The 25,052-nt window shown below is 47.5% G+C and carries 24 protein-coding genes; 23 read left to right on the forward strand and 1 reads right to left on the reverse strand.

What is annotated here, in order from left to right; all coding sequences use genetic code 11:
* The first annotated feature begins 149 nt into the window (after positions 1-149).
* The 15 genes from DESLBE_RS27205 to trxA all read left to right on the forward strand — a co-directional run bounded on the left by DESLBE_RS27205 (position 150) and on the right by trxA (position 14,722).
* Positions 150-287 (forward strand): hypothetical protein, encoded by a 138-nt coding sequence (locus tag DESLBE_RS27205; RefSeq protein ID WP_243131377.1) that lies wholly within the window; start codon positions 150-152, stop codon positions 285-287.
* A 489-nt stretch (positions 288-776) separates the two neighbouring features.
* Positions 777-1,301 (forward strand): sigma-70 family RNA polymerase sigma factor, encoded by a 525-nt coding sequence (locus tag DESLBE_RS24970; RefSeq protein WP_018211104.1) that lies wholly within the window; start codon positions 777-779, stop codon positions 1,299-1,301.
* On the forward strand, positions 1,298-2,617 hold the full coding sequence (locus DESLBE_RS24975; RefSeq protein WP_144678469.1) for a DUF4179 domain-containing protein: 1,320 nt from the start codon (positions 1,298-1,300) through the stop codon (positions 2,615-2,617). The genes DESLBE_RS24970 and DESLBE_RS24975 overlap by 4 nt, the downstream gene beginning before the upstream one ends.
* A gap of 169 nt (positions 2,618-2,786) precedes the next feature.
* Complete coding sequence (locus tag DESLBE_RS24980) at positions 2,787-3,203, forward strand: VOC family protein (RefSeq protein ID WP_144678470.1); 417 nt, start codon at positions 2,787-2,789, stop codon at positions 3,201-3,203.
* Between the two features lie 83 nt (positions 3,204-3,286).
* Positions 3,287-5,149, forward strand: coding sequence for a MutS family DNA mismatch repair protein (locus tag DESLBE_RS24985; protein ID WP_144678471.1), 1,863 nt, complete (start codon positions 3,287-3,289; stop codon positions 5,147-5,149).
* A gap of 134 nt (positions 5,150-5,283) precedes the next feature.
* A complete protein-coding gene (locus DESLBE_RS24990; RefSeq protein WP_144678472.1) occupies positions 5,284-5,892 on the forward strand; it encodes an EAL domain-containing protein in 609 nt (202 codons plus the stop codon).
* A gap of 180 nt (positions 5,893-6,072) precedes the next feature.
* Positions 6,073-6,753: a response regulator transcription factor gene (locus DESLBE_RS24995; protein ID WP_144678473.1), complete on the forward strand. Its 681-nt coding sequence runs from the start codon at positions 6,073-6,075 to the stop codon at positions 6,751-6,753.
* Entirely contained in the window at positions 6,750-8,453 is a 1,704-nt protein-coding gene (locus DESLBE_RS25000; RefSeq protein ID WP_144678474.1) for a HAMP domain-containing sensor histidine kinase, read from the forward strand. Before DESLBE_RS24995 ends, DESLBE_RS25000 begins: the two co-directional genes overlap by 4 nt.
* A gap of 142 nt (positions 8,454-8,595) precedes the next feature.
* Positions 8,596-9,054 (forward strand): DIP1984 family protein, encoded by a 459-nt coding sequence (locus DESLBE_RS25005; protein ID WP_018211112.1) that lies wholly within the window; start codon positions 8,596-8,598, stop codon positions 9,052-9,054.
* 402 nt (positions 9,055-9,456) lie between these two features.
* Positions 9,457-9,714, forward strand: coding sequence for a hypothetical protein (locus DESLBE_RS25010; RefSeq protein ID WP_144678475.1), 258 nt, complete (start codon positions 9,457-9,459; stop codon positions 9,712-9,714).
* On the forward strand, positions 9,702-10,151 hold the full coding sequence (locus tag DESLBE_RS25015) for a PIN domain-containing protein (RefSeq protein ID WP_018211114.1): 450 nt from the start codon (positions 9,702-9,704) through the stop codon (positions 10,149-10,151). Before DESLBE_RS25010 ends, DESLBE_RS25015 begins: the two co-directional genes overlap by 13 nt.
* A gap of 711 nt (positions 10,152-10,862) precedes the next feature.
* The gene (hisS, locus tag DESLBE_RS25020; RefSeq protein ID WP_144678476.1) at positions 10,863-12,137 is read left to right on the forward strand and encodes a histidine--tRNA ligase; all 1,275 of its coding nucleotides are present in this window, start codon (positions 10,863-10,865) and stop codon (positions 12,135-12,137) included.
* The gene (gene aspS, locus DESLBE_RS25025; RefSeq protein ID WP_144678477.1) at positions 12,137-13,915 is read left to right on the forward strand and encodes an aspartate--tRNA ligase; all 1,779 of its coding nucleotides are present in this window, start codon (positions 12,137-12,139) and stop codon (positions 13,913-13,915) included. Before hisS ends, aspS begins: the two co-directional genes overlap by 1 nt.
* Before the next feature lie 128 nt (positions 13,916-14,043).
* Positions 14,044-14,322: a metal-sensitive transcriptional regulator gene (locus DESLBE_RS25030; protein ID WP_011460331.1), complete on the forward strand. Its 279-nt coding sequence runs from the start codon at positions 14,044-14,046 to the stop codon at positions 14,320-14,322.
* 70 nt (positions 14,323-14,392) lie between these two features.
* The gene (trxA, locus tag DESLBE_RS25035) at positions 14,393-14,722 is read left to right on the forward strand and encodes a thioredoxin (protein ID WP_011460330.1); all 330 of its coding nucleotides are present in this window, start codon (positions 14,393-14,395) and stop codon (positions 14,720-14,722) included.
* Between the two features lie 124 nt (positions 14,723-14,846).
* Here the strand turns inward: trxA and DESLBE_RS25040 are convergent, their stop codons facing one another.
* Complete coding sequence (locus DESLBE_RS25040; protein WP_144678478.1) at positions 14,847-16,160, reverse strand: replication-associated recombination protein A; 1,314 nt, start codon at positions 16,158-16,160, stop codon at positions 14,847-14,849.
* Positions 16,161-16,555: 395 nt separating this feature from the next.
* Here DESLBE_RS25040 and DESLBE_RS25045 point away from each other — a divergent pair, with 395 nt between their 5' ends.
* The 8 genes from DESLBE_RS25045 to alaS all read left to right on the forward strand — a co-directional run bounded on the left by DESLBE_RS25045 (position 16,556) and on the right by alaS (position 25,044).
* Positions 16,556-16,996, forward strand: a complete 441-nt coding sequence (locus DESLBE_RS25045) for an Rrf2 family transcriptional regulator (protein WP_011460328.1) — start codon at positions 16,556-16,558, stop codon at positions 16,994-16,996.
* Between the two features lie 59 nt (positions 16,997-17,055).
* Positions 17,056-18,258 (forward strand): cysteine desulfurase NifS, encoded by a 1,203-nt coding sequence (nifS, locus tag DESLBE_RS25050; RefSeq protein ID WP_011460327.1) that lies wholly within the window; start codon positions 17,056-17,058, stop codon positions 18,256-18,258.
* 14 nt (positions 18,259-18,272) lie between these two features.
* On the forward strand, positions 18,273-18,647 hold the full coding sequence (gene nifU / locus DESLBE_RS25055) for a Fe-S cluster assembly scaffold protein NifU (RefSeq protein WP_015944678.1): 375 nt from the start codon (positions 18,273-18,275) through the stop codon (positions 18,645-18,647).
* Positions 18,648-18,658: 11 nt separating this feature from the next.
* Entirely contained in the window at positions 18,659-19,771 is a 1,113-nt protein-coding gene (gene mnmA, locus DESLBE_RS25060) for a tRNA 2-thiouridine(34) synthase MnmA (RefSeq protein ID WP_144678479.1), read from the forward strand.
* A gap of 151 nt (positions 19,772-19,922) precedes the next feature.
* Positions 19,923-20,417, forward strand: a complete 495-nt coding sequence (locus tag DESLBE_RS25065) for a PRC-barrel domain-containing protein (RefSeq protein WP_015944676.1) — start codon at positions 19,923-19,925, stop codon at positions 20,415-20,417.
* Entirely contained in the window at positions 20,414-20,608 is a 195-nt protein-coding gene (locus DESLBE_RS25070; RefSeq protein WP_005810836.1) for a hypothetical protein, read from the forward strand. Before DESLBE_RS25065 ends, DESLBE_RS25070 begins: the two co-directional genes overlap by 4 nt.
* Positions 20,609-21,037: 429 nt before the next feature.
* Complete coding sequence (locus tag DESLBE_RS25075) at positions 21,038-22,072, forward strand: AI-2E family transporter (RefSeq protein WP_144678480.1); 1,035 nt, start codon at positions 21,038-21,040, stop codon at positions 22,070-22,072.
* A 344-nt stretch (positions 22,073-22,416) separates the two neighbouring features.
* Entirely contained in the window at positions 22,417-25,044 is a 2,628-nt protein-coding gene (alaS, locus tag DESLBE_RS25080; RefSeq protein WP_144678481.1) for an alanine--tRNA ligase, read from the forward strand.
* Positions 25,045-25,052: the final 8 nt, after the last annotated feature.

The raw sequence follows: 25,052 nt of genomic DNA on the forward strand, positions 1-25,052 counted from the left end.
GATTGGACAGGCAGCTTTAGGGCTGCCTGTTTTTGGACGCAGCAACAAATGATAGTTAAGCTGCTTTCTCTGCAGACTTTGCATATCTGGTTATATATGGCATAATAAACTTAGTCAATGTAATGCTTGATGATGAGGAGTGGAAACCGATGGCTGCTGACCAAAATACCCGCGAAGTGCTGACAGATCTCAAGAAGTTATTGCTCCCGGCTATTAGCGATCGGCGCGTCAAAGTTTATCTATTGGGTTCTTGGGCACGAGGAACTGAAAAAAGAGTTCAGATATAGATATCGGGATTTTTCATCCTGCTTCACCTGGACCGGAGTTTTTTGCACAGCTTCGCGATCTTGTGGAGGAGTCAACGGTTCCTTACCGAGTGGATATTATTGATCTGGTTCATGCGGATCCGGCTTTCCTTGAGAAAGTCCATAAGGAGGGGATAGTGTGGAGCGATTAAGCCTCATGCTGTACTGATGCGTCTGTGGCTTAGTGAATTGCAAAGACGAACGGCAAATACGATGAGTGAGGAGAGATAAACAGCCTTATATAAACGGCCAGACAACCCTGCCCTGAATCATTCAGGGCAGCGGTTGTTTTTCATATACACTATCAGGAGGTATAAGCTTGCGCTATATACTTTCTAAGCATAAGGTCAACCGGCGATTTCGCCTTTTGTGGAGTGTGAAAATTAAGCTCGGCGAAGCCGGGTTTTCTTTAGCGTCTGCGAACTTTTTGCCTGGGTAAATACTCTTATCTATAGAAAGAGAGGTGGCAGAGTGGAACAAAAGATTATGAACAGGGTGAAACAGGCCCAAAACGGCGATAAAGAAGCCTTGATTCAATTGATCATGAGTCAGAAGGAGGACTATTATCGTCTGGCTTATGTTTATATGAAAAATCAGGAAGATTCCCTGGATGCGCTGGAAGATATGATTCTGAAAGTGTTTGAAAATATCAGGACGCTTAAAGATGCCGAAGCTTTTTTTAGCTGGAGCAAAACGATTTTGGTCAATTGCTGTAAACAGAATTTGCGGAAGAAGAACAAGGTCATCTTGTTCCAGGAGCTGCCTGAAGAAGCCTATGAAGAAGCGTATAGTGTACACGAAGAGCGGATGGCCTTTGAATCCTATTTAACCCCATTGAATCCACACTATCAGGAGGTTCTAAGGCTGCGGTTTTTACTGGATATGGATTATCAAACCATCGCTGATCTATTGAAAATCCCTCTGGGCACGGTGAAATCAAGAATACACACCGGATTACAAAAGCTAAAACAAAGGATGGAGGTGGAGCAGGTATGAAGAATGTTGAAGAATTGTTTGAGGAGGGCAAGGCTCAAATGGACCGCATCCAAGTGCCCGATGAACTGGAGATGAGACTGCGCAGTGCACTGGAAAAGGCGGAGGCGGAGCCGAAGCCCCTGTTCTTTTATCAACGTCAGGCCAGGCAGTTCAAGATCGCGCTGGTTCTCGTTCTCGCTCTGCTCATCGGCTTTAATTATAATGCTATAGCCTCCTACGGCAAACAGCTTTTCGGCTATGATCAGGTCATGGACGGAACTCTAAGGGAACTGAATGAGCTGGGCAAAGGGCAGCTGATCGGCAAAAGCCATACCTTTCCTAATGGGGTGTCCTTAACGGTAGACTATGTGATGCTGGACGAAAACCAACTTCTCCTTTTCTATACGGTTAAGGCCCCGGAAGGGGACGTAAGCAATGCCTTATCTCCCTTTATGTCTTTGCAGAACTTATTCGGAGAGAGCCGGTGTATAAGTTCCCAAGGGAGAATCAACGAAGAGGAGTCGGAGGCAAAATATATCGCCAGCTTTGAGCCGCCATCGATCTTGGCAAGAAAACTGACCCTTAATTTTGCTCTCAATGGGCAGGGAGTAAGTACTCCTGCTGAAATCACCTTTTCCTTGGACCGCAATACGGCTATGGGACACACTTTAAAGAAAGAGCTTAATCAAACCATTGTTGTGGATCAAACGGAACTAATACTTCAGTCCATTGTGGCTTCCCCTACCCGGACGGTGATTAAGGGATCTGCCCAGAACATTTTGGGTTTAGCCATGGATACCCTTAGTGGTGAACGCTTTAGGCCAACGGATATCAATCTCCGCTTAATTGCCAATGGAGAAGCGATAGAAGTCAAAGGGAGAGGGCTGAGTACAGATATGAAAGGCATCACCTTCCATACTAATTTTGATGCTCTGCCTGCCTCTTTACATGAGCTGAAACTGGAATTGGTGAGCTTTAGTGCGGATCATGATGTGAACCAGCAGTATAGTTTAAACAGGGAGGAGAAGCCTCAAGTCCTGGATATGCTCGGACAGCAGGTAGAGATTAATAAGCTTGAGGAAACCCATGGAGAGACTTTGCTCACTTTAACCAGTGAAGAGAGTGTGGTTCTGACTAAAGTCTATCTCCTGGCCGATGGGCAGCAGATTGCTTTAGAAGAAACCATCAATGATGATTATGTAAAAAGCTCAGACGGTACGATTAAGCATCAAAGGACTCTGCGCTTCCTGGGAACGGGGAAGGATCTCCAACTGGATGTCAGGCGGATGACCTATAGCAAAAACTATAATAAAGTGATCAATATTCCCTTAGACTAACTGAATTCGCAGCCAGGATAAAAAACGTATGAGTCGATTGCCCAGCAATGGCTGGGCAGGTTAACTGATTATTGTAAATTGGTAATTATAGAGGCATACTATGGGTGGAACTCCTCATGGATGTCTCTTTTTGTATCACTAAAAAGTTTTTATGGAAGAAGGTCTTGCTATGAGCGATTGGTTAATTCCCTATATCAACTTTAACGGCAATTGTGAAGAAGCGGTGAAGTTCTATCAATCGGCAATAGGTGGAGAAGCGCAAATTCTCCACTACAAAGATGCCCCGGCTAATCCGGGTTTTCCCATCAGTGAGGGTAGCCAAAACCTGGTCCTGCATGCCGAGCTCAGAAAGGACGGACATGTGATTCGATTCGCGGACAATTTTCCCGGCACCCCCTTTAGCCAAGGAAACGCTATTTCCTTTGCCCTGGAATTGCCTGCTGCAGAAGAGACTCGCAGGATCTTCACCGCTCTATCCCAAGAAGGAGAAGTCGAGATGGATCTCCAGGAAACTTTCTTCAGCCCTCTCTATGCGAAATTTACGGATAAATTCGGAGTTCATTGGCAGCTTCATTGTAAAAAGTAGTCTGCTGAGCAATGATCAAGGATCGTCTGAGACTTTGGGTCAAGGAGGATCCTTTTTCCACCTGATAATGGTATAATGGCAGTATGAAGAATTCTTTTCATAAAAAGACGGGGAGGCATAGTGTGAAGGAGCCGCAAATCATTTACGAAAAAAGAAAACAGGCCTATGAAGACTTAAGTAAAAAACAGAAGCGAACAGCGAATCAGTTAAGCAACTATCGGTTGTTTTCTTTCTTATTGGGCTTTTCTGTCGCTGTTTTACTATATCTAAAAGTCAGTGGCGTCTTGGGAATAGTGGTGGGGATTCTCACCCTGGGAGTTTTCCTGTACCTTGCTTCACGTCATCGCTCTGTCCGCACCCAATTGCGCTACGCGGAGATTCTCACTGGCCTTAATCAGAAAGGAATCCAACGGTTGCAAGGAGAATGGGTAAAGTTTAAGGAGCAGGGGGTAGAATTCATTGAAGAAAAACACCCCTATGCTATTGATTTGGATCTTTTTGGACAGGCTTCAATTTTTCAATGGATTAATTCTGCCCAAACTCCCTTGGGGAGAATTGCTTTAAGCGAAGTCCTCAAAACTCCTGCTAAGAATCATGAGGAAATACTAAAGCGTCAAGAAGCCATCGCGGAGCTGGCCCAAAATTTAGGATGGCGTCAGCGTTTTGAGACAGAAGGGATCGTTGCCTCCCAGCAATTTCAGGCCGTGGAACCCTTTATCCATTGGGCAAAGGAAAGAGAAGAAGCTTATTTAAAGCCTGTTCTCAAGCTGGCCGTAACGGTTCTTCCCGCCATAACCTGCATCATGGGAGCCCTCTATGTGTTTTGGAGTGCCGTTCCCTGGCAGGTTCCCGGACTATTGGTTGCTGTCCAAATCCTGCTGCTCCAGTTATATAATAAAGAGCGTTCCAAGGTTCTAGCCATGGTGTATAAGCATGAAGCCAGTTTAAAGACCTATGCCGATATGCTGAAGCAGCTTGAGAAAAAGAAGTTCCGCTCCGAGGAGCTTCAGAAGCTTCAGAACATTTTGCGTGACCAAGAAGGGCGATCTGCCTATAAGCAGATTCAGAAGCTCTCCAAGATAGTGGAGCGGATCTCCAATCGTGACAATGCGATGTTTATCTTTATCAATATTCTTTTGCTTTGGGACTATCATTGCCTGATAGCTCTTGAGGAATGGAAGAGCAAATCCGGAGGCCTTTTGCGCAGCTGGCTGGAGGTTATAGCGAAATTTGAAGAATTATCCAGCCTGGCTACCATCCCTTTCGAGAATCCGGATTGGGTAGTCCCTGAGATCGTAGAAAAAGGCAATGAACAACAACGGGGAATAGCCGCCCGCCAAATGGGCCATCCTCTGCTTACCCGTAAACGGGTGACCAATGATTTTACCCTAAGGGAGCCCTCGGGAATCGCTCTTATTACCGGCTCCAACATGTCAGGGAAGAGTACTTTTTTACGCACTGTGGGGACGAATCTTCTGCTTGCCTATACAGGTGCTCCGGTGTGTGCCCAAAAGTTCCGCTGCTCTATTGTAGAGATATGGACCTGTATGCGTGTCAGCGATAATCTTGAGCAAAGCATTTCCTCCTTCTATGCCGAGATATTGCGGATTAAGCAGATTGTGGAAGCAGCAGAAGGGAATGAACCGGTGTTCTGCTTACTAGATGAGATTTTCAAGGGAACGAACTCCCATGATCGTCATCAAGGAGCCATCGCATTAATTCAGCAATTGCAGAAGAAAGGGGCATTGGGGCTGGTATCGACCCATGACCTGGAGCTGGGTGAGCTGGAGAGGGAAAGCAAGGGCAGGATCAAAAACTACCACTTCCGGGAGTACTACCAAAATAAGGAGATCCACTTTGATTATACCCTCAGAGAGGGAATATCCACCACACGCAATGCTTTATACCTGATACGTCTGGCAGGAATTGAGATTAAAGAGGATTAAAAATCTGGGCTTTGATAATAAATGAGTTAATTTCGTAATGTTAGTCTAAAAATAAAGGATTTAAGGATTTAGAGTTAGAATAAGTGAATATTTGGTATAATTGCAGGAATATTACTGCTAAAATGGAGGAGCTCATGGATGTTTTTGTAGCTCGTCAGCCAATCCTGGATTCCCAGGGTCATATTCACGCTTATGAACTTCTTTTCAGGGAAAGCATGGACAATTATTTTAAGAGCGGCGATGGGGACTCAGCCACCAGTTCCCTGATCTCCAGCAGCTTTTTTCTCATGGACTTCAATAAGCTGACCATGGGCAAACCTGCCTTCATCAACTTCACAGCAAATTTGCTTAGGGAAGGGATGGCCACTTTACTCCCCAAGAACCAAGTGGTCATTGAGATCTTCGAAGATGTGGAGCCCGATCCGGAAGTTGTAGCAGCCTGTAAGAGCCTTAAGGAAAAGGGCTATCAAATCGCTTTGGATGATTTTGTGTTCCGACCGGATTATCGCTCTTTGATCCAACTGGCCGAGATTCTTCAGGAACTTCCCATCGAAGTGCCGGTAAAAAATGCGCTTTTAGGGCAACCCAATGGGTATCGTTATCTGCTGGAGTTGATCATTGCTTATGAACAAGGAAATTGGTCTGTGGTAAACCGATTGCTCAATAAGTTCAGTATCAAGGAAGAATGTGTTCCTCAGTATTATTTGCAAGCTTTGCAGGAAGCACATGAATTGAACCAATAAGAATAAGAATCAAAATAAGAATCAAGAGTAGAGAACCTTCACCTCTTGCCTTAGGGCAAGGGCGGGGGTTCTTTTGATTAGCGGAGCGCTTTGGTTTTTAATATTAATGGTCCGTTATCAAGTAAGGACACAGAAAAGATAGATGGGTTTGCTACACTTATACCTGAGGAGGGAAGCTGGATGATCAAGATCCTTTTGGTGGAGGACGATCTGCAGTTACAAGAGATCATCGGGGATTATTTCACCGCCAAAAGTGCCGGTGAAATCGAAATGGTCTGTGCGGCCAACGGAGCCGATGGGTTGGAGAGCGCTCAGGAAAAGGACTATGACCTGGTGCTGCTGGATGTGATGCTGCCGGAAGTGGATGGTTTCACTATCTGCCGGGAACTCAGGCGTCACAGTGATGTCCCCATAATGTTCCTGACGGCCCGCCAGGCGGAAGGGGACAGACTTCACGGTTACGGCCTTGGGTGTGACGACTACATGGTAAAACCCTTTTCTCTGGCGGAACTCTATGCCAAAGCCAACTCTTTGGTTCGGCGGGCCAAGGGTATGGTACGGGATGACCTGATGAGCGTGGGGGGAATCAGCCTCGATCCTTACAGGGGCACCGTTTCCGTGGACGGAAGAGTGGTGGAGCTGGCCCCGAAAGAATACGCCCTCTTAAAATTGCTGATGGAGAATGCCGGAAAAATCGTCACCCGGGAGACCCTGCTGGCGAGGATCTGGGGCTATGATTTTTCCGGGAATGACCGGGTGGTGGATAACCATATCAAAAAGCTCCGGCAGACGCTGGGAAAAGGGGCGGAACAGATTAAAACCGTGGTGAAAAGCGGCTACCGTCTGGAGGAGAGAAAATGAAAAAGAAGATCTATCTGCGTACCTTTAGCTGGCTGATGGGGATTTGGCTGGTCTTTATGAGCGGTTTTTCAGTGTTTGTCTTATCCGTGGAGAAAAACGAAATCAAGAGAGAGTTTATGGAGCGTGCCAGGACCATCGGTGTGGATGTGGAGCGTATTATTAACGATTGTCAGAGCAGTGAGGATAAAAAGGTCGCCATCCAGAAAGAACTCAACTGGAAAATCAACTCCTTGACTTCTTATCAAGGCTATGAAGCCGCCGTTTACACTGAGGAAGGAGAGCTGATCTCCAGCACCAATGAGTATTGGACCTGCCAATATACATCTCACCGGAAAGGGAATACTCACTATATGGGCTATGCTGTGCTTGATCCTAAGAAGTGGTTCAGTGCCGAAGAAGTTGCAGAAATGGAAGAATATTTGTATGGGGAGCATCATCCGGTAAAGGTGGGGGATCTCTGGCGTTATTCTCTGGATATGGAGGGATTCTGGCTGGATGGGGCCGAGGTCATTCCGGATACGATCAGGGTAACGAAAACCGTGGCGGACACCTTTAATGAGCAGGGGGAGGTTGCCTCCGGCGGAGGGGAAAGATTAGAAGTTCCGGTCTACCGCTCCAATTATGTGGATGCCGGTGAATTGCCCTATTATGAACATGGAGCCCTGCAAGGGAATCGTGTCGTTACTCCTGACGGGAAAATAAGGTTACGCAGCGATGAGCGGCAGACCGCCTTGCGGGAAGCTTTGCTCAATGAACCTATCTTTGAAGAAGGCATCGAGGCAGCTATCGCCAATTTTATGCAAGCTCCGGCCATGGAGGTCAGGGAGGGCTTCACTTACCGCTTTATCACCCCTTATCCTTATCAAAGCATGCTTAACTCTCAGGATGATGGCAGCTATACCAGTGAATATTGGATTGTAACGGCCAATGAATTTAATATTTTGACCGGGGTCTTGCCGATCCTGAGCGGGGTCTGGATCGGTTGCTTCGCAATCTTTGCCTTTACTGCCGGAATTCTTTCGGCACAGACCTGGAAAACCTTCCGCAGCCGCGAGGAGCTGGAACAACAGCGTCGGGACATGACCCAGGCTATCGCTCATGATTTAAAGACGCCGCTGGCTGTTATATCTGGTTATGCGGAGAACCTGGCTGAGAATGTCCACACGGAAAAGCGGGAGCACTATGCAGCGGGGATTCAGGAGAATGTCCGGCGCTGCGACCGTATGGTCAGAGATATGCTGGAACTCTCCCGCATGGAGAGCGGCGGGGTAAAGCTGGCTTTGGAAGAGGTTTCCTTACGGGAAATTACCGAGGAGATGATGTCGAGGTATGAGGATGTTTTTTTTACTAAAGGAATTATTTGGGCGATAGATGGCAGAGCCGGAATCAAGGCGGACAGGGAGCTTATGGAGCGGGTTCTGGATAACCTTGTCAGCAATGCGGCCGCTCATACGGCGATAGGTGGCAGGGTTCAGGTAAAGATCACCGAAAAACGGTGGAGTATTACGAATACCGGTTCCCCTGTTCCGAACGAAGAGCTTCCCCGCATTTGGCAGGCCTATTATAAGCTGGATCAGTCGCGAACGGGCAGCGGCTCCGGTCTTGGGCTTTCCATCGTTCGTTCAATCATGGAGCTGCATGGTTTCCAATATGGGGCGGAAAATACGGAGGCAGGGGTGTGTTTCTGGTTCGAATGGTAAAGAAAGCGAAACAAGGAACTTGAGCAAACAGAGGAACCTTGGTAAACTATCCCTATATAGTATTAAAGCCATCAAAGAGGTGGAAGATCCTATCGACTTTGCCTTAATAGATTATTAGCTTAAGAGAAAGGGGCCATAAGCTATGAAACTGGCAGAAGCACTGATTTTACGAGCCGATTATCAAAAAAGAATTCAACAGCTGAGAAACCGGCTGGAGCATTGTGTTAAGGTTCAGGAGGGAGAAGAGCCGGCGGAGAATCCTCAGGTGTTGTTAAGTGAGATTGACGCCATCTTCAAGGAATTAACGGGGCTTATTCAAAGGATTAACAGAACCAATTGCCAGGTGAGCTTTGATGGGAAGCGGACCCTGGCCGATGCTTTGGTGGAAAGGGATCTATTGCTCAATAAGAGGGGGATTCTTGCTCACATTGCCGAGAATGCCTCTATCAAACACGACCGGTTCAGCCGTTCCGAAGTGAAGTTTATCAGTACCATCGATGTTGCGGAGACCCAAAAGCAGGCGGATCAATTGTCAAAAGAATTCAGAGAACTGGATACCCGCATCCAGGGCATGAACTGGACTATTGATCTCATGGAATGATTATTGATAATGAATAATCTCAGTGGTAGCTGATTTGGCAAAGGTGAGTACAAACCCGCCAACTGGGTGAGTTGGGTTGATGGTAGTATTGGGGCAATACTGGTGGTTCGACTCCACTCTTAACAAGTCAGGCCCAGTAATGTGACACCGGTACAACTTATTGTTATTGTAACCACCGCGTACTAATTTGCGAATTCAGTGAGGGCGGGTATGGGGAATAAAGGCATACAAAAATAAGATCGGAGGGTACCGAGGGTACTCCGATCTTTTTTTGTATAGTGAAGATACTCTAAATGGCAAAACTCCTTAAGGTGTACCATAAAGTTACAATTCGTAAATTTTAATTTAGTCACAGAAGGTGTATAATAAATTAAGAGTTATTATTGAGAAGGGGGAAATATCGTGGAGACTGAGAAAAAGGTTATAACAAATCCCGGTGGAGAATACAGCGTGGTATTGATACCCAATGATATGATAGAGAGCCTCAAAGAAAAGTTTGGAAACGATGTGCTCTGGATATATGATGAAGAATCCCAAGAATTAACTTTGATAAAGAAGCCGCAGTCCTACACAGACGCATTATCAGGTTTAGGTGCTGAAATGTGGAAACAAGGAGGCACAGAATTTATCCGTCGGGAGAGGGAACAGTGGGACGATTAGAGGATAAGATTAAGCAATATGATTGTATCGCAATTGATACAAATTCTTTTATCTACCTCATGGAGAGAAATCCCATATTTTTTAATGTTGTACGAGAACTCTTTAGTTCGATTGAGTCCGGTACTGTCTATGCTGTTTCTTCAATATTACTGATGACAGAAGTGTTGACTAAACCACTTCGTGAAAGAGATAAAGTGCTCGTCAATCGTTATATGGCTTTTATAGGTACATTTCCTAATTTGGAACTAAAAGAAGTTAACAATAAGATCGCATTTAAAGCTGCGAAGCTTAGAGCAGCTTATGGATTGAAGACTCCGGATGCAATCTTTATAGCCACAGCTATCCAAGAAAAGGCAAAGCTTTTTGTTACCAATGATGTAAGACTTCAAAAGGTAGAGGGAGTCGAGACTCTTCTTCTAAACGATTACCTCGATTGAAACTATATGACTTAATATGAAAAAATAAGATCGGAGGTGCTCCGATCTTATTTTTGCTTCGTTGCTTTGTCGATATAGCGGTCTGATTTGTTGGGACTTTGGGTATTATCGTCGGCATTGGGTGCATGAGTGCGGGTTTTATCGGTTTGCTTGTCTGACATGATCAATAACCTCCTTGCTTTGTCTTTTAAGCTTTCCCTAAATCATCCTAAACATGTAAGTATCATTGATTATAATGGGGTTATTATGGTATCTCATTGGATAAACTGTATAACAAAACTGTATTTGACGCATTGACAAATGATCATTCTCTCGTTAAGATGTTGTAATATAACACGTTTACATAGTTCGAGCTATAATGCTTAAAAAGCATTATGCAACTTAAGTTTCTGAGAAATTCTTGGGAAGAGACTGTGCATCATCTCTCGGCAGGGAAGGCTGGCCTGGACTGAAACCAGCCTGGGAGACGCTTAGGAGGACACCCCAAGAACAGAAATGACAGCGGTTGGTCTCGTTATCGACTAAAAAAGTGGGCGGAGCCTTTTTCAAGGAATCCGCCAATAAGGGTGGCACCACGGGAGCTCTCGTCCCTTGCTTTACAGCAAGGGAGAGGGCTTTTTATTGTTGCAATTTCAGAAGCAACAAGTGCTTGCGGGGTTTTCTTTAGCGTACAGATAAGTTGCAATAGATTCCAGGAAGGAGTTTAGAACTATGGCTATTCAACGTCCGAAAGGAACACAAGATCTACTGCCCGGAGTGGTGGAACAATGGCAGGACCTTGAAGAACAGATCCGGAAGATCTGTAAGGAATATGGCTATCAGGAGATCCGTACCCCTATCTTCGAAGCCACCGAGTTGTTTCAACGAGGGGTGGGTGAAACCACAGATATCGTCAATAAGGAAATGTACACCTTTCTTGATAAAGGAGATCGTTCCATTACCCTGCGCCCGGAAGGGACAGCTTCAGTATGTCGTGCCTATGTAGAGAACAAGCTCCATGGCGGGCCCCAACCCGTAAAGCTCTACTACATTGGCCCCATGTTCCGTTATGAGCGTCCTCAATCGGGAAGGTTCCGGCAATTCCATCAGTTTGGGGTAGAGGTTCTGGGAGTGGATAAACCCATGGTGGATGCGGAGGTCATTACCCTGGTGTGGGATTTGTACAGCCGTTTAGGGTTGAAGGGATTGGAAGTTCATGTGAATTCCGTCGGCTGTCCGAGCTGCCGTCCGGAGCATAAGAAGAAACTCCAGGAATTCCTGGCTCCCCGCCAGGAGCAACTCTGTAAGGATTGTCAGTCGCGCTTTGAGAAAAATCCCTTGCGGATACTGGACTGTAAGAACCCAACCTGTCAGGAGATCACCCAGGGAGCACCGACGACCCTGGATACTCTATGTGAGGAGTGTGCAGAACACTTTAAGGAACTGCAGAGCTTACTGAGTGCCGCTGAAGTCGTCTATAAAGTCAATCCCCGCCTGGTGAGGGGGCTGGATTATTATCGTAAGACCGCTTTTGAAGTCCTGGTAGAGGATATAGGTGCTCAAAGCGCCATCTGCGGAGGGGGCCGCTATGACGGCCTTGTCCAGGAAGTAGGGGGACCGCCGACCCCTGGCATCGGATTTGCCATGGGAATGGAGCGGGTACTGGCCGCCTGGAAGCTTGCTCAGGGAGAGCAGGAAGGGGAAGGAAAAGACTATTTGCTGCTGGTGGCTTTAGGGGACCAAGCCCAAAGGGAAGGTTTCGCCATCGTCAGCCGTCTGCGGAAGCAGGGAATGCCTGCCGGTATTGACCTATTAAGCCGGAGTCTCAAAGCCCAGCTTAAGGCGGCCGATCGGGTTCAGGCCCACTATGCTGCCATTCTCGGGGAAGAGGAACTCCATAAAGGAATCATTATTTTGCGGGATCTCAGGCTGGGAGAACAGGTTGAATTACCACTTCAGGACTTTGAAGAGGTTGTGTGGAAGAGATATAAGGAGGATGGAAATTAATGACCTTATTAGCTGAACGAACAGAATCAGGAAGTTTGAGATTAAGCCATGCCGGAGCAGTGATTAATCTTTTGGGCTGGGTACAGCGCCGTCGGGACCATGGGGGAGTTATCTTCGTAGACCTCCGCGATCGCTCAGGGTTTGTACAGGTTGTATTTAATCCCGATATGCCTGATTTTGCTGCCGCAGAACGCCTGCGCTCAGAATATGTGGTAGCCATTAAAGGAAAAGTGCGCCCCCGTCCTGAAGGAGCGACCAACCCCAATCTGGAGACCGGGGAAATCGAAGTAGTGGCTGAATCGTTGACTATCTTAAATGGAGCCAAAACACCGCCTTTCTATATCCAGGATGATGTGGATGTGGATGAGATGGTTCGCCTTAAATATCGTTACCTTGATCTGCGCCGTCCGGAAATGCAGCAGGTTTTCAAGATTCGTCACCAGATTACCCAAGTCATGCGGAATTTCTTCGACAGCCAGGGGTTCTATGAAATTGAGACCCCGATGCTGATTAAATCTTCACCGGAGGGGGCCAGAGACTATCTCGTTCCCAGCCGTGTTCATCCCGGGGAATTCTATGCATTACCCCAATCTCCCCAGATTTTTAAGCAGCTTCTGATGGTTTCCGGTATGGAGAAGTATTTCCAAATTGTGCGCTGCTTCCGTGACGAAGATTTGCGGGCAGATCGGCAACCGGAATTCACCCAATTGGATGTGGAGATGTCTTTTGCCGAAGTAGAGGATATTCTGCCCATGATGGAAGAGCTGATGGCTCGTATTTTTAAAGAGACCATCGGCCGAGATATTCCCCGTCCCTTCCCACGGATGACCTACCAGGAAGCCATGGAGCTGTACGGCTCAGATAAACCGGATATCCGTTTTGGGATGGAAATGGTGGATGTGGCGGAGTGCGTCAAGGATTCCAATTTCAAGGTCTTTACAGATACCTTAGCCAAAGGCGGACGGGTCAAAGCCCTTTGCGCCAAAGGCTGTGCAGGCATGCCCCGCCGTGAGTTGGATGGCTTGATTCAATTTGTCAGCATCTATGGCGCCAAAGGTCTGGCCTATATCGTTTTAGCAGAAGAGGGAATCAAATCCCCCATTGCTAAATTCTTTAGCGAAGAGCAGCTTAACGGCTTAATCGCCAAACTGAAAGGGGAAACAGGAGATATTCTCTTCTTTGTAGCAGATAAGGAAGCTGTCGTTGCCGATGCCTTGGGACACTTAAGACTGGAATTAGGAAAACGTCTGGGACTCATACCTGAGGATGCCTTGAACTTCTTATGGGTTACGGAATTCCCCCTTCTCCAGTGGGATGAAGAAGATAAGCGTTTTGTAGCAATTCACCATCCTTTCACCTCACCCATGACCGAGGATCTGCCCCTCTTGCCAAAAGAACCGGGTAAAGTCAGAGCCAAGGCTTATGATATGGTTCTTAACGGAACAGAATTGGGCGGAGGAAGCATCCGGATCCATCAAAGAGAAGTTCAGGAGCAGATGTTTGACCTCTTAGGCCTTACCCCTGAAGAGGCCAAGGCTAAATTTGGCTATTTACTGGATGCCTTTGAATATGGTACGCCCCCTCATGGTGGGATTGCCTTTGGCTTAGACCGGTTGACCATGCTCTTAACGGGCAAGGATAATATCCGGGATGTGATCGCCTTCCCCAAGACCCAAAGTGCATCGGATCTCATGATTCAAGCTCCATCTTCCGTTGACGAAAAGCAATTGAAAGAATTGCACATCAAAAGGGATATTCTGCCGGGTAAAACAAAATAATATAATGATATCAAATGGAACAATACATTCCATCTGAATTTTAAATAGCAAAACCTTTGACAAAGGAAGGGACTCTGTTTTATAATAAAGGATGTACCCCCTATGGGTATCAGAGAGGGGAACGTGTAGTGCAGGAAAACTCTGATTTAGCACAAAAGGAAGATATTATCCGTCGTTTGAAGAAAATTGAGGGCCAGGTTAAAGGTCTTCAGCGCATGGTGGATAATGAAAAATATTGTGTGGATATTCTAATTCAAGTTGCAGCTGTACGCGCAGCCATTAATAAAGTTGGCGTTTTAATCTTTGAAAACCATTCGCGGGAGTGTTTGCAAAAAGCTGTAGTAGAAAACCATCAGGATGAATCCATCGATGAATTAATTGCCGTTTTAGCGAAATTCATTAAGTAGCTCATAGTTAGTCCATTATGTTATTTATAGCAGCTGAATTAATTCAAACTAATTTGAGGAGGGTATATTCATGGCAGGCGAAAATGTTAAGACCTTTACAACAGCAAATTGGAATGAAGAAGTTTTGGGTTCCGACAAAGCCGTATTAGTAGATTTCTGGGCGGCTTGGTGTGGACCCTGCCGTATGGTTGCTCCTATCATTGAGGAGCTGGCAGATGAAATGGCGGGAAAAGTCATCATCGGCAAGCTTAATGTGGATGAGGAACCGGCAATTGCCGGACAATACCAAGTGATGAGCATTCCCACTTTAGCTGTTTTCAAAAACGGCCAAGTGGTGGATAAGAGTGTAGGGTTCCGCGGTAAGGCTGACCTCGTCAAAATGATTGAAAAACATGCCTAATTAAGTGGACTCTTGCCTTGGGTAACCTAAGGTAAGGAAGATCAAAACGGTGCCATTCGGCACCGTTTTTGTATTAATCAGATTCCTTTGCTGTGCTTTTGTTATCATCAGGCTTAGTTCCATGTCATTCCGAGGGCGGAATAACCGGAGGTTTGCCGCGATTATCGCGGTCCTGTCCCGTTCCGGAAGGAGTAAAGTAATTCTCTCCCTGGACCTCTTGGGGCAAATACCCTTGCTCCACCCAATGACCGGGATAGTCATGAGGATAAAGGTAGTTCTTGCCATGGCCCAATTTTTTGGCCCCCGGATAATTAGCATCCCGCAGATGCTCAGGAACCTGACAGGTGGGATGGGAGCGGACATAGCTCGTGGCTCTGTCGATAGCCATAATGGTGCTGTTGCTCTTAGGAGCCGTGGCAATGGCCAGGACGGCTTGGGCGATTGGGATTCTGGCCTCAGGAAGCCCCACCCATTCCAGGGCATTGGCTGCTGCATGAGCCTGGAGCATCACCATAGGATCCGCCAGGCCCACGTCTTCGGAAGCATGGACGATAATCCGGCGCACGATAAAGCGGGGATCTTCTCCCGATTCCAGCAGGACTGCCAGCCAATAAAGGGCCGCATCGGGGTCGGAGCCGCGCATACTTTTGATAAAGGCTGAGACAATATCGTAGTGATTATCCCCATTTTTATCAAAACGCATGGCTCTTTGCTGTATGGATTCTTCGGCTACAGACAAAGTGATCCGGCGAACTCCCTGCTCAGGAGGGGTAGTGAGTACGGCCAATTCCAAAGCATTTAAGGCCCGCCGCAGATCCCCGTTGGCGAAATTAAGCCAATGCTCCCAGGCCTCCGGATCGATGCTTACCGAGTAATTTCCCAGTCCCCGTTCCTTATCGGCCAGAGCTTTTGCCAAGCCGCTGCGAATATCCTCTGCCGTGAGAGGCTGGAGGCGAAAGAGAGTGGAACGGCTTAACAGAGCGGAGTTAAGCTCAAAAAAAGGATTTTCGGTGGTCGCCCCGATAAAGGTAATGGTTCCATTCTCCACGGCGGGGAGCAAGGCATCTTGTTGACCTTTATTAAAACGATGAACTTCATCACAGAAGACAAGGGTTTTCTTACCATAGAGATGAAGTTGCTCCGTGGCCGTTTGAATGATCTCCCGGATTTCTTTGACGCCGGCTGCCACTGCATTAATACGCACAAAGCCGGATGACGTGGTGTTGGCAATGACTTGAGCCAAGGAGGTCTTACCTGTTCCCGGAGGTCCGTAAAGAATGAGAGAAGTGACCCGGTCCGCTTCGATGGCCCGGCGGAGAAGCTTTCCCTTGCCGATGATTTCCGATTGCCCGATATAGTCATCAAGAGTTCGGGGACGCATCCGTTCGGCCAGCGGAGCGATTTGATGGGGGTTAAAAGAAGCTGAGAATAAGTCCATGCGTAACAATCCTTTCTGAAGCTGAACTCTATATTACATTGAAAACAAATGTGTCTTTAGGATAGGTACTAAGTAAAGGGAGCAGCTTGACCTAACCTTAGTATACTTTGTTTCCTGGTTTAATTAAAGAAAGATGAATGAGCAGTACACTAACTAAACCTCTACAGCTGATTATAATCAAAAAAGAGGTATAGCATAAGAGCTTCTGATAACTAAATGGGAATATATAGGTAAATTGAGCAAAGCACTGGAAACTGATAATATTTTATAAAAAAATCTGAGCAATTTGCTCGGGATTGACTTGACAAATCCCGAGTGTTTTTGTAAGATATCCTTGAAAAGCGAATTCCATATTACTTAACGGATGATAGAATGGGTGAAAAGGAGTGGGGGGTTTGAAGCTTTCTACGAAAGGCCGCTATGGTCTCACGGCCATGGTTGATCTAGCTTTAAATTCGGGCGAAGGGCCAATCTCCCTAAAAAGTATAGCCGATCGACAGGGATTGTCTGAGCACTATCTCGAACAGCTGATTTCCGGGCTGCGCAAGGCTGGGCTGGTGAAAAGCATTCGAGGAGCACAAGGTGGATATGTCTTAGGTAAGAAAGCAGAAAAAATCAGAATTGGCGATATCATCAGGGTTTTAGAAGGACCGATAGCGCCGGTGGAGTGCGAGGCCAATGGCGATCCTGAATGCTGTCAGAAGTCGGATTATTGTGTGACACGGAGCATTCGCGAGAAAGTTCGTGATCCCATTGAAGATGTTTTGGATTCCATTAGCTTGGCCGATCTGGTCAGAGATCCTCAAACCATGTGTACTATTGCAGACCCTGGATAATAAAGCTTGCATTTTAATCAGCAACTACTTATTAATCAAGTTTACTAGGAGGAACTAACATGCGCAGAGTATATCTTGACCATAGCGCCACAACTCCAGTCGATCCTGAAGTTGCCAAGCTTATGATGACCTATTACACAGAGAAATATGGAAATCCCTCCAGTGTTCACAGCTTTGGACGAGACGCCAAAGCGGCCTTGGAGAACGCCAGAGAGTCTGTCGCCAAGCTTTTGGGTGCTCAGCCTACGGAAATCACCTTTACCAGCGGCGGCACAGAAGCAGATAACCTTGCCATCTTTGGCGTGACTGAAGCTCAGAGTAAAAAAGGAAAACATATCATCACTTCAGCAGTTGAACACCATGGAGTTCTGGAGGCCTGTGAATTCTTAGAGAAGAATGGCTATGAACTCACCATCGTTCCGGTAGATGAAGAAGGACTTGTTGCAGTTGAAGATGTAGCAAAAGCTATCCGGCCCGATACCATCCTGATTACCATCATGCATGCCAATAATGAAGTGGGAACGATTCAGCCCATTGCTGAGATAGGAAAACTAGCCCGGGATAAAGGCATTGTCTTCCATGTGGATGCAGTACAATCTTTTGGCAAGATTCCCATTGATGTGGTAGCTATGAACGTGGATCTTATGACCGTATCCAGCCACAAGATTTACGGGCCCAAAGGGGTAGGAGCTCTTTACATCCGCAAAGGTATCCGGATTATTCCCCGCATCTATGGCGGCGGCCAAGAGAAGAAACGCCGTTCCGGTACAGAGAATACTCCTGGAATCATCGGTTTTGGCAAAGCCTGTGAGTTGGCTGCCCAGCGGATGGAAGAAGAGGCTGTCCGGGAAGCCAAGCTGAGGGATAAGCTGCTTAGAGGCATTGTGGAAAAGATAGATTATGTCAAATTGAATGGTCCTCAAGGTGGAGAGAAACGGCTCCCTGGTAACTTGAATGTCAGTATTCAGTTTATCGAAGGTGAAGCACTGCTTTTAAGCCTTGATATGATGGGAATTGCTGCTTCCAGCGGTTCCGCCTGCACATCCGGATCTTTGGATCCCTCCCATGTCTTGCTGGCTATGGGGCTGTCCCACGAGATTGCTCATGGTTCCTTACGGTTCTCGTTCGGAGCTCAGAACACGGAAGAAGATGTGGATTATGTCCTGGAGCAATTACCCAAAATCGTCGAACGGCTGCGGATGATGTCCCCTCTCTATGACCAAGCCAAACATAGTCAATGCAGTCGGGCCAAAGCGCAATAGAAGGAGTGAGCGATATGTATACAGAAAAAGTAATGGATCATTTTATGAATCCCCGCAATGTGGGTGAGATTGAGGATGCTAACGGTGTCGGCGAAGTAGGCAACGCTAAATGCGGCGATATTATGCGTATCTATTTGGATGTTGAAGGCGATATTATTAAAGACGTTAAGTTCAAGACCTTTGGCTGCGGAGCCGCAGTAGCCACCAGCAGTATGGTTACGGAAATGGTTAAAGGCAAGACCATAGAAGAAGCTCTGAAAATTACCAATGCTGCTGTAGCTGAAGCTTTGGACGGACTTCCCCCGGCGAAGATGCACTGTTCCAACCTGGCAGCTGATGCCTTGCACGAGGCCATTAAAAATTATCATGAGAAAACTCTAAAGGTATAAGGAATGAAGAAATGACGCTTACCGAAAGGAAAAAGGTAGTGGTCGGCATGAGCGGCGGTGTGGACAGTTCCATGGCCGCCGCTTTGCTTAAAGAAGAAGGTTATGAGGTCATTGGCATAACCCTCCAAACCATGCCCTCCGGCGGCCCGGATGATGTGGGAGGGTGCTGTTCCATTACCGCCATCGATGATGCCCGGCGGGTAGCTCATCAATTGGGCATACCTCATTATGTTCTGAACTTTCGTACTATCTTTGAGGAGAATGTCATCGATTATTTTACCAACGCCTACCTCAGCGGTGAAACGCCTAATCCCTGTACCATGTGCAATCGGGTTGTACGCTGGGGAGAGTTTTTGCGGAAAGCCCGGGCTTTGGGGGCTGATTATCTGGCCACAGGCCATTATGCCAAAGTTCTTCAAGATCCCCAGAGTGGACGCTGTTTTTTGAGCCGGCCGACGGACACCTGGAAGGACCAAACCTATATGCTTTACAACCTGACTCAGGACCAGCTCAAGCACACCTTGTTTCCCCTGGCAGACTATAAGAAAGAACAGGTTCGCGAGATGGCCGCTGAGCGGGGGTTGCTCCGGGTCTCCCGGAAGCCCGATAGTCAGGAAATCTGCTTTATCCCCGACGATGATTATGTCTCTTTCATTCGTGAGCGGTCTCCGGAGAAGATTAAGCCGGGGAATTTTGTTGATCGGCAAGGGAATATTCTGGGGCGGCACCAAGGTCTGATCAACTATACCGTCGGCCAACGGAAAGGCTTGGGGGTAACTTTCGGTAAACCCATGTTTGTCCTCGGCTTTAATGTGGAAGACAATGAAGTGATCTTAGGTGAGGATCAAGAGGTATATGCCCATACTCTTCTGGCCACAGATTTAAATTGGATAGCCATTCCCGGGGTGGAGGGGCCCTTGACTGTCCAAGCGAAAATTCGTTACAAGGCGCCTCTCGCCGAAGCGAAAATTATCCCCCTCAAGGATTCCGAAACATTGCCCGGAGCCATTGGCCCTGTAGTGCGGGTAGAATTCACCACTCCTCAACGGGCTATTACTCCAGGGCAAGCCGTAGTCTTCTACCAAGGGGATCTCGTCGTGGGCGGCGGCAAAATCATCACGTGAATAACAGGGACAGGTACCGTTATTCAACGGTATTTTTGATAAAGAACGCCGTATTCTCTCGATTCATGTTCACAAAAATTTGTGAATGAACATTATTAAAATTGGGCAAAGTAGCATAGAACCATAAAGTTTTTTGAAAGGGAGGGAAAAAATGCGACGAACACGGGAAATCGTTGGTTTACCTGTATTGTGTTTAAAAAATGGAAACCAGGTTGGTTGGGTAAAAGATGTGGTTTTCGATGAAAGCAGCAGGAAGATTAGCGGTATTCTCTTGGAAAGCGCACACATTTTTCACTCCGAAAAGGGCTTGCCGCGGGAAGTTGTAGCTGCTGTTGGTAAAGACGCCTTAACTGTAAGAGACCATGTGGTTCAAAGACTTCAAGGGGTTAAATGGTCACAAAAAGTTGGCAATCAAGTTTTTACCCAAGGCGGGGAAGCAAAGGGCACGATTGAGGATGTCTTTCTTGATGATTCAGCTGAGAACATTGTGGGTTTCGAGGTTTCGGACGGCCTTTTTTCCGATCTTTTAGATGGCCGCGGCGCGATTCTGCAAGCGGACGTAATGGTAGATGGGAAAGATGTCTTAATCGTTGAAGACCAGGTATCCCCCTGGGACCAGGGAAATGAAGGGGGTTCACTATCATGAATTGTCCAGTATGTAGTGGTCGTGCTATCGGTAAAGTCGGAGTGGGTCAGTTTTATTGCTGGGATTGCTGCGTGGAATTCACCAGCGCTATGGACAAAGTCGTCATCTACGATTTGGCTGAAGACGGTTCCTTAGTTGCGTGGAATGACCCGGCAATCGGTGAAGAACTCAGTGAGGCTGCACTGGAGTAAAAGAAAATAAGGAGGGATATACCTTGAGGTCAGGACAAGTTATTGGAGGAATCGTAGCAGGCAGTATCCTAGGTATGACCGTTGGTTATATGATGCGTCCAAAGAATAAAGCTGCGTCTATGATGCGTAAGGGTATGAAGATGATGAAATTCTAGTCTCTCTCCAAAGTGTCAAATGCAAGAAACTCATTAAAGTGTTTCAGGGAAGGATAAGAGCGTAAGCACGGATGGCATGCCGGGCTTACGCTCTTCTTGTACAGTCGGATCATCCCAAATTCGGAATCGATTACGAATTTGAGTTAAATTTCCGGACACTTGAAGTAAAAATATGTAAAACAAATACAGTTGAAACAAAAAACGATGTCTTTGCGTAGGTATAAAACCTCTTGGAATGGGGGAAGACAAGTTCAAAAGAGGCTTGGAGGAGACTATGAAGAAAGAAAAATGGCGCTGGATTTTTCTCATCATTATTGTTTTATTAAGTTTGCTCCTGATTCTTTCTGTGCGCCCTATCTTAAGTCCGTTTATGCTGGCTTTTGTGCTGGCTTATTTATTGGCCCCTGTCGTAGAAGCTTTGGTGAGACGGGGAGTGGGGCGGAAAATATCCATTGCTTTGGTGTTTGTCGGAATTCTCCTGAGCCTCGCTCTGCTCATCTTCATCGTTATCCCTAAGCTTTATATAGAACTGTCCAAACTGTCCCAGGTGCTGCCGGAGACCGTCCGGACCCTGGAATTGGTCATTCAGGATTTTCGGGCCAACTTCAGAGCTACAGGGCTTCCCCATCAGGTGGTCAGTGTCCTGGACGAACATTTAAGTGAAGGCGAGTCCTTCCTGATCCATTGGCTGGAAGAATTTCTGGATAATCTGCCTAAGGCCTTGACTTCCATGAGCCTTTTTATCCTTTCTCCGGTCATAGCTATCTACCTATTGGCTGATTGGCAACGTCTCCAGGCAGGGTTTTTAAGGTTAGTCCCTCAGCGCAAGCGGGTAGCCTGGCAGAGAGTGGTTCAGGATATCAGCCATATTGTCCGCAGCTTTATCCGGGGCAATGTGATCGTGGCTTTGATCGTCGGGATTCTCAGCGGTGTGGGAGTGAAGCTGGTAGGCATGGATTACGCCTTGCTGATCGGGGTGATCTGCGGGGTCTTTGATCTGATTCCTTATTTTGGCCCTTTAATCGGCGCTGTTCCCTCGGTGCTTCTAGGGCTGATTGAATCCCCCATAATGGCCTTAAAAGTTGCCGTAGTTATCCTGATCGTACAACAGCTTGAAAGCAGTGTTATCTCACCGAAGCTCATGGGAGACAGTGTAGGACTGCATCCTTTGTGGATTATCTTTGCCCTCCTGGCGGGAGGAGAAATCGCCGGCTTTTGGGGGATGCTGTTTTCGGTGCCCTTTGCCGCAGTGCTGCGGGTGATCATCCGGCATATCTACTTCTGGCTGGTATCGCCGGAGATGAAATGAGAAAGTTGACAAGAACCCGGGTCCTCCGCTATACTTTAGATTAATTTGTAAGATGTAAACTGATGACGGAACGAGTAATACCTAATTCCTTTATAGAGAGGCTTTCAGGGGTGAAAGGAAGCTAAGGGATTCTGTATGAAGGCTATTCCCGAGGGCGAGGAAAACCTTGACGAGGCATGCGTTAAATGCGATGACAGTAAACTGTCGCTAAGCGACTCATTCTCAAGAGAGGGCTCTGGCCTCCGGATGAGTAAGCAGGGTGGTACCACGGTAATTTAACCCGTCCCTGATTCAGGGGGCGGGTTTATCTATTTTTAAACCAAATTGCATAGGGAGGAAATAAAATGTATACAGGCAACCAGCTCAGAGACATGTTTTTAAACTTCTTTGCATCCAAAGGACATAGAATCTTACCAAGTGCATCCTTGATTCCCAAGGATGACCCTACCTTGCTTCTTACTGTAGCCGGGATGGTTCCTTTTAAACCCTATTTTATGCGCAAAGTGGAGCCGCCTTTTCCCCGGGCTACCACTTCTCAGAAGTGCGTTCGTACACCGGACTTAGAGGTAGTGGGTAAAACAGCCCGCCATCATACTTTTTTCGAAATGCTGGGGAACTTCTCCTTCGGTGACTATTTCAAAGCTGAAGCCATTCCCTGGGCTTGGGAGTTTGTGACCGAGGTCTTGAAGTTGCCCATTGATCAGCTGTGGATAACGGTTCATCCGGAAGACGAAGAAGCCAAGAACCTCTGGATCGAAAAGACGGGCGTGTCTCCGGAGCGTATTAAATACGACCCGGAAAATTTATGGGCAGCCGGTCCAGTGGGACCATGCGGCTATTGCTCGGAAATCTATGTGGATTTAGGCGAAAGCCGGGGCTGCGGTAAACCAGACTGTGCTTTAGGCTGCGATTGCGATCGCTTCCTGGAGATCTGGAATCTCGTCTTTATGCAGTATAACCGGGATGAGGCCGGCCTGCTTACCCCGCTGCCCAAGCAAAATATCGATACTGGGATGGGTCTGGAGCGGATCGCTTCTGTCATGCAAGGCGCGGCTTCCAATTTTGATACGGATTTATTCCTGCCGATCATCAATAAAGTATCCGAACTTTCCGGAATCCCTTACCATGACAGCCCGAAAAATGATGTTGCCATGAAGGTGGTTGCCGACCATACCCGGGCTGTATCCTTCATGCTCTCCGATGGCATCCGTCCGGGCAGTGAAGGTCGCGGGTATGTACTGCGCCGGATTCTGCGCCGGGCTATTCGTTACGCCCGCCTCCTGGGTATCGACAAGCCCTTCCTGGAGCAGATCTTCCTGATCATTCAGAAGGACTACAGCCATCATTACCCTGAGCTTAAAGAAAATGAAAACTTCATCCTCAATCATCTGCGCTTAGAGGAAAAGAACTTCCAGGCCACTTTAGAGCAAGGAACGCAAATTCTCCAGGACAAAGTCAAAACCCTTCAGGAAGCCGGAGAAACCATGCTCAGTGGGGCAGATGCCTTCTATCTCTATGAAACCTATGGCTTCCCGGTGGAATTGACAGAAGAGATGCTCATCGAACAAGGGATGAGTGTGGATATGGAAACCTTTAATGCTGCGGCTGAAGAGCATCGCCGTCTGGCTAAAGAGCAGTCCCAGCAGATGAAAGCAGTTCAGGAAAGTGCCGCTATCTCGGAAAAAGCCAAGGCCTTGGGGGCGACGCCTTTCCTGGGTTATCATGAACTGGCTGCTCACACTAAGGTGGAAGCACTATTCCGGGATGGAGAAGAGGTTAAGGATGCTGCCGAAGGAGACGAAGTCCTGATCTTCCTGACGGAATCTCCTTTCTATGCCGAAAGCGGAGGACAAATCTCCGACAGTGGCCTGATTCGCAGCCTAAGGGCTGAGGCAAAGCTTATCGAAGTGAAGAAGGGTGTTACAGGAACCGTCTATCATCGCTTCCTGCTCACTCAGGGGGTCTTGCATACCGGAGATGAAGTGGAGGCTTTGGTGGATGAACACCTGCGGCTGGCTACAGCCCGTCATCACAGTGCCACTCACCTTCTCCAATCGGCTCTCCGTGCTGTATTAGGAGAGCATGTTCAGCAGGCAGGTTCCTTGGTCACGCCGGATCGTCTCCGCTTTGACTTCACCCATTTCTCCGCCTTGACCTCCGCTGAGTTGCAGCGGGTAGAGGATCTTTTGAACGAGGCGGTACTGGCCAATATGCCTGTTGCGGCTGAAGAAATGAGCTTGGATGCGGCGAAGGCCAGCGGGGCCACTGCCCTTTTCGGAGAAAAATACGGGGATACCGTTCGCGTTGTATCCATGGGAGATTACTCTCTGGAGCTTTGCGGAGGAACCCATATTCGTGCTACCGGAGATATCGGCCTGGTCAAGATCATCTCTGAAGGTGGGATTGGAGCAGGCTTAAGGCGGATTGAGGCCGTGGCAGGAGCGGAGGCTCTTAAATATATGCGTTCCCTCAATGACCAGATTCTCGACGCGGCTCAACTTCTCAAAGCCCAGCCCTCGGATTTGCTCAAGCGCATCCAAGGACTCTTAGTCCAGGTCAAGGATCTGGAGAAGGAAGTTCAGCAGCTTAATGCCAAAGTGGCCAAATCAGAAGTGGAATCTCTCCTGCAACAGGTCAAGGATGTCGAAGGGGTACCTGTTCTGGCGGCTAAAGTCTCCGCTCAGGATATGGATACACTCCGCAATACAGCGGACCTTTTAAAGGATAAAATGAAGGACGGTGTCCTCGTTCTGGGGGCCGCTGTGGAAGGAAAGGTCAACTGGGTAACCGTTGTCACACCGGTAGGTTTAAGGGGGCTTCATGCGGGGCAGATTATTAAGGAAGTGGCCAAAATCACCGGCGGTGGCGGTGGCGGCCGCCCTGATATGGCCCAAGCAGGGGGAAAAGATGCCGCTAAATTAGGGGAAGCTCTCGATCAGGTCCCTGGGATTATAAAAAGCCATATAAAATAAAATGTAAG

It is taken from the genome of Desulfitobacterium sp. LBE (assembly GCF_007830365.1).
GTDB classification, from domain to species: Bacteria; Bacillota; Desulfitobacteriia; order Desulfitobacteriales; family Desulfitobacteriaceae; genus Desulfitobacterium; species Desulfitobacterium hafniense.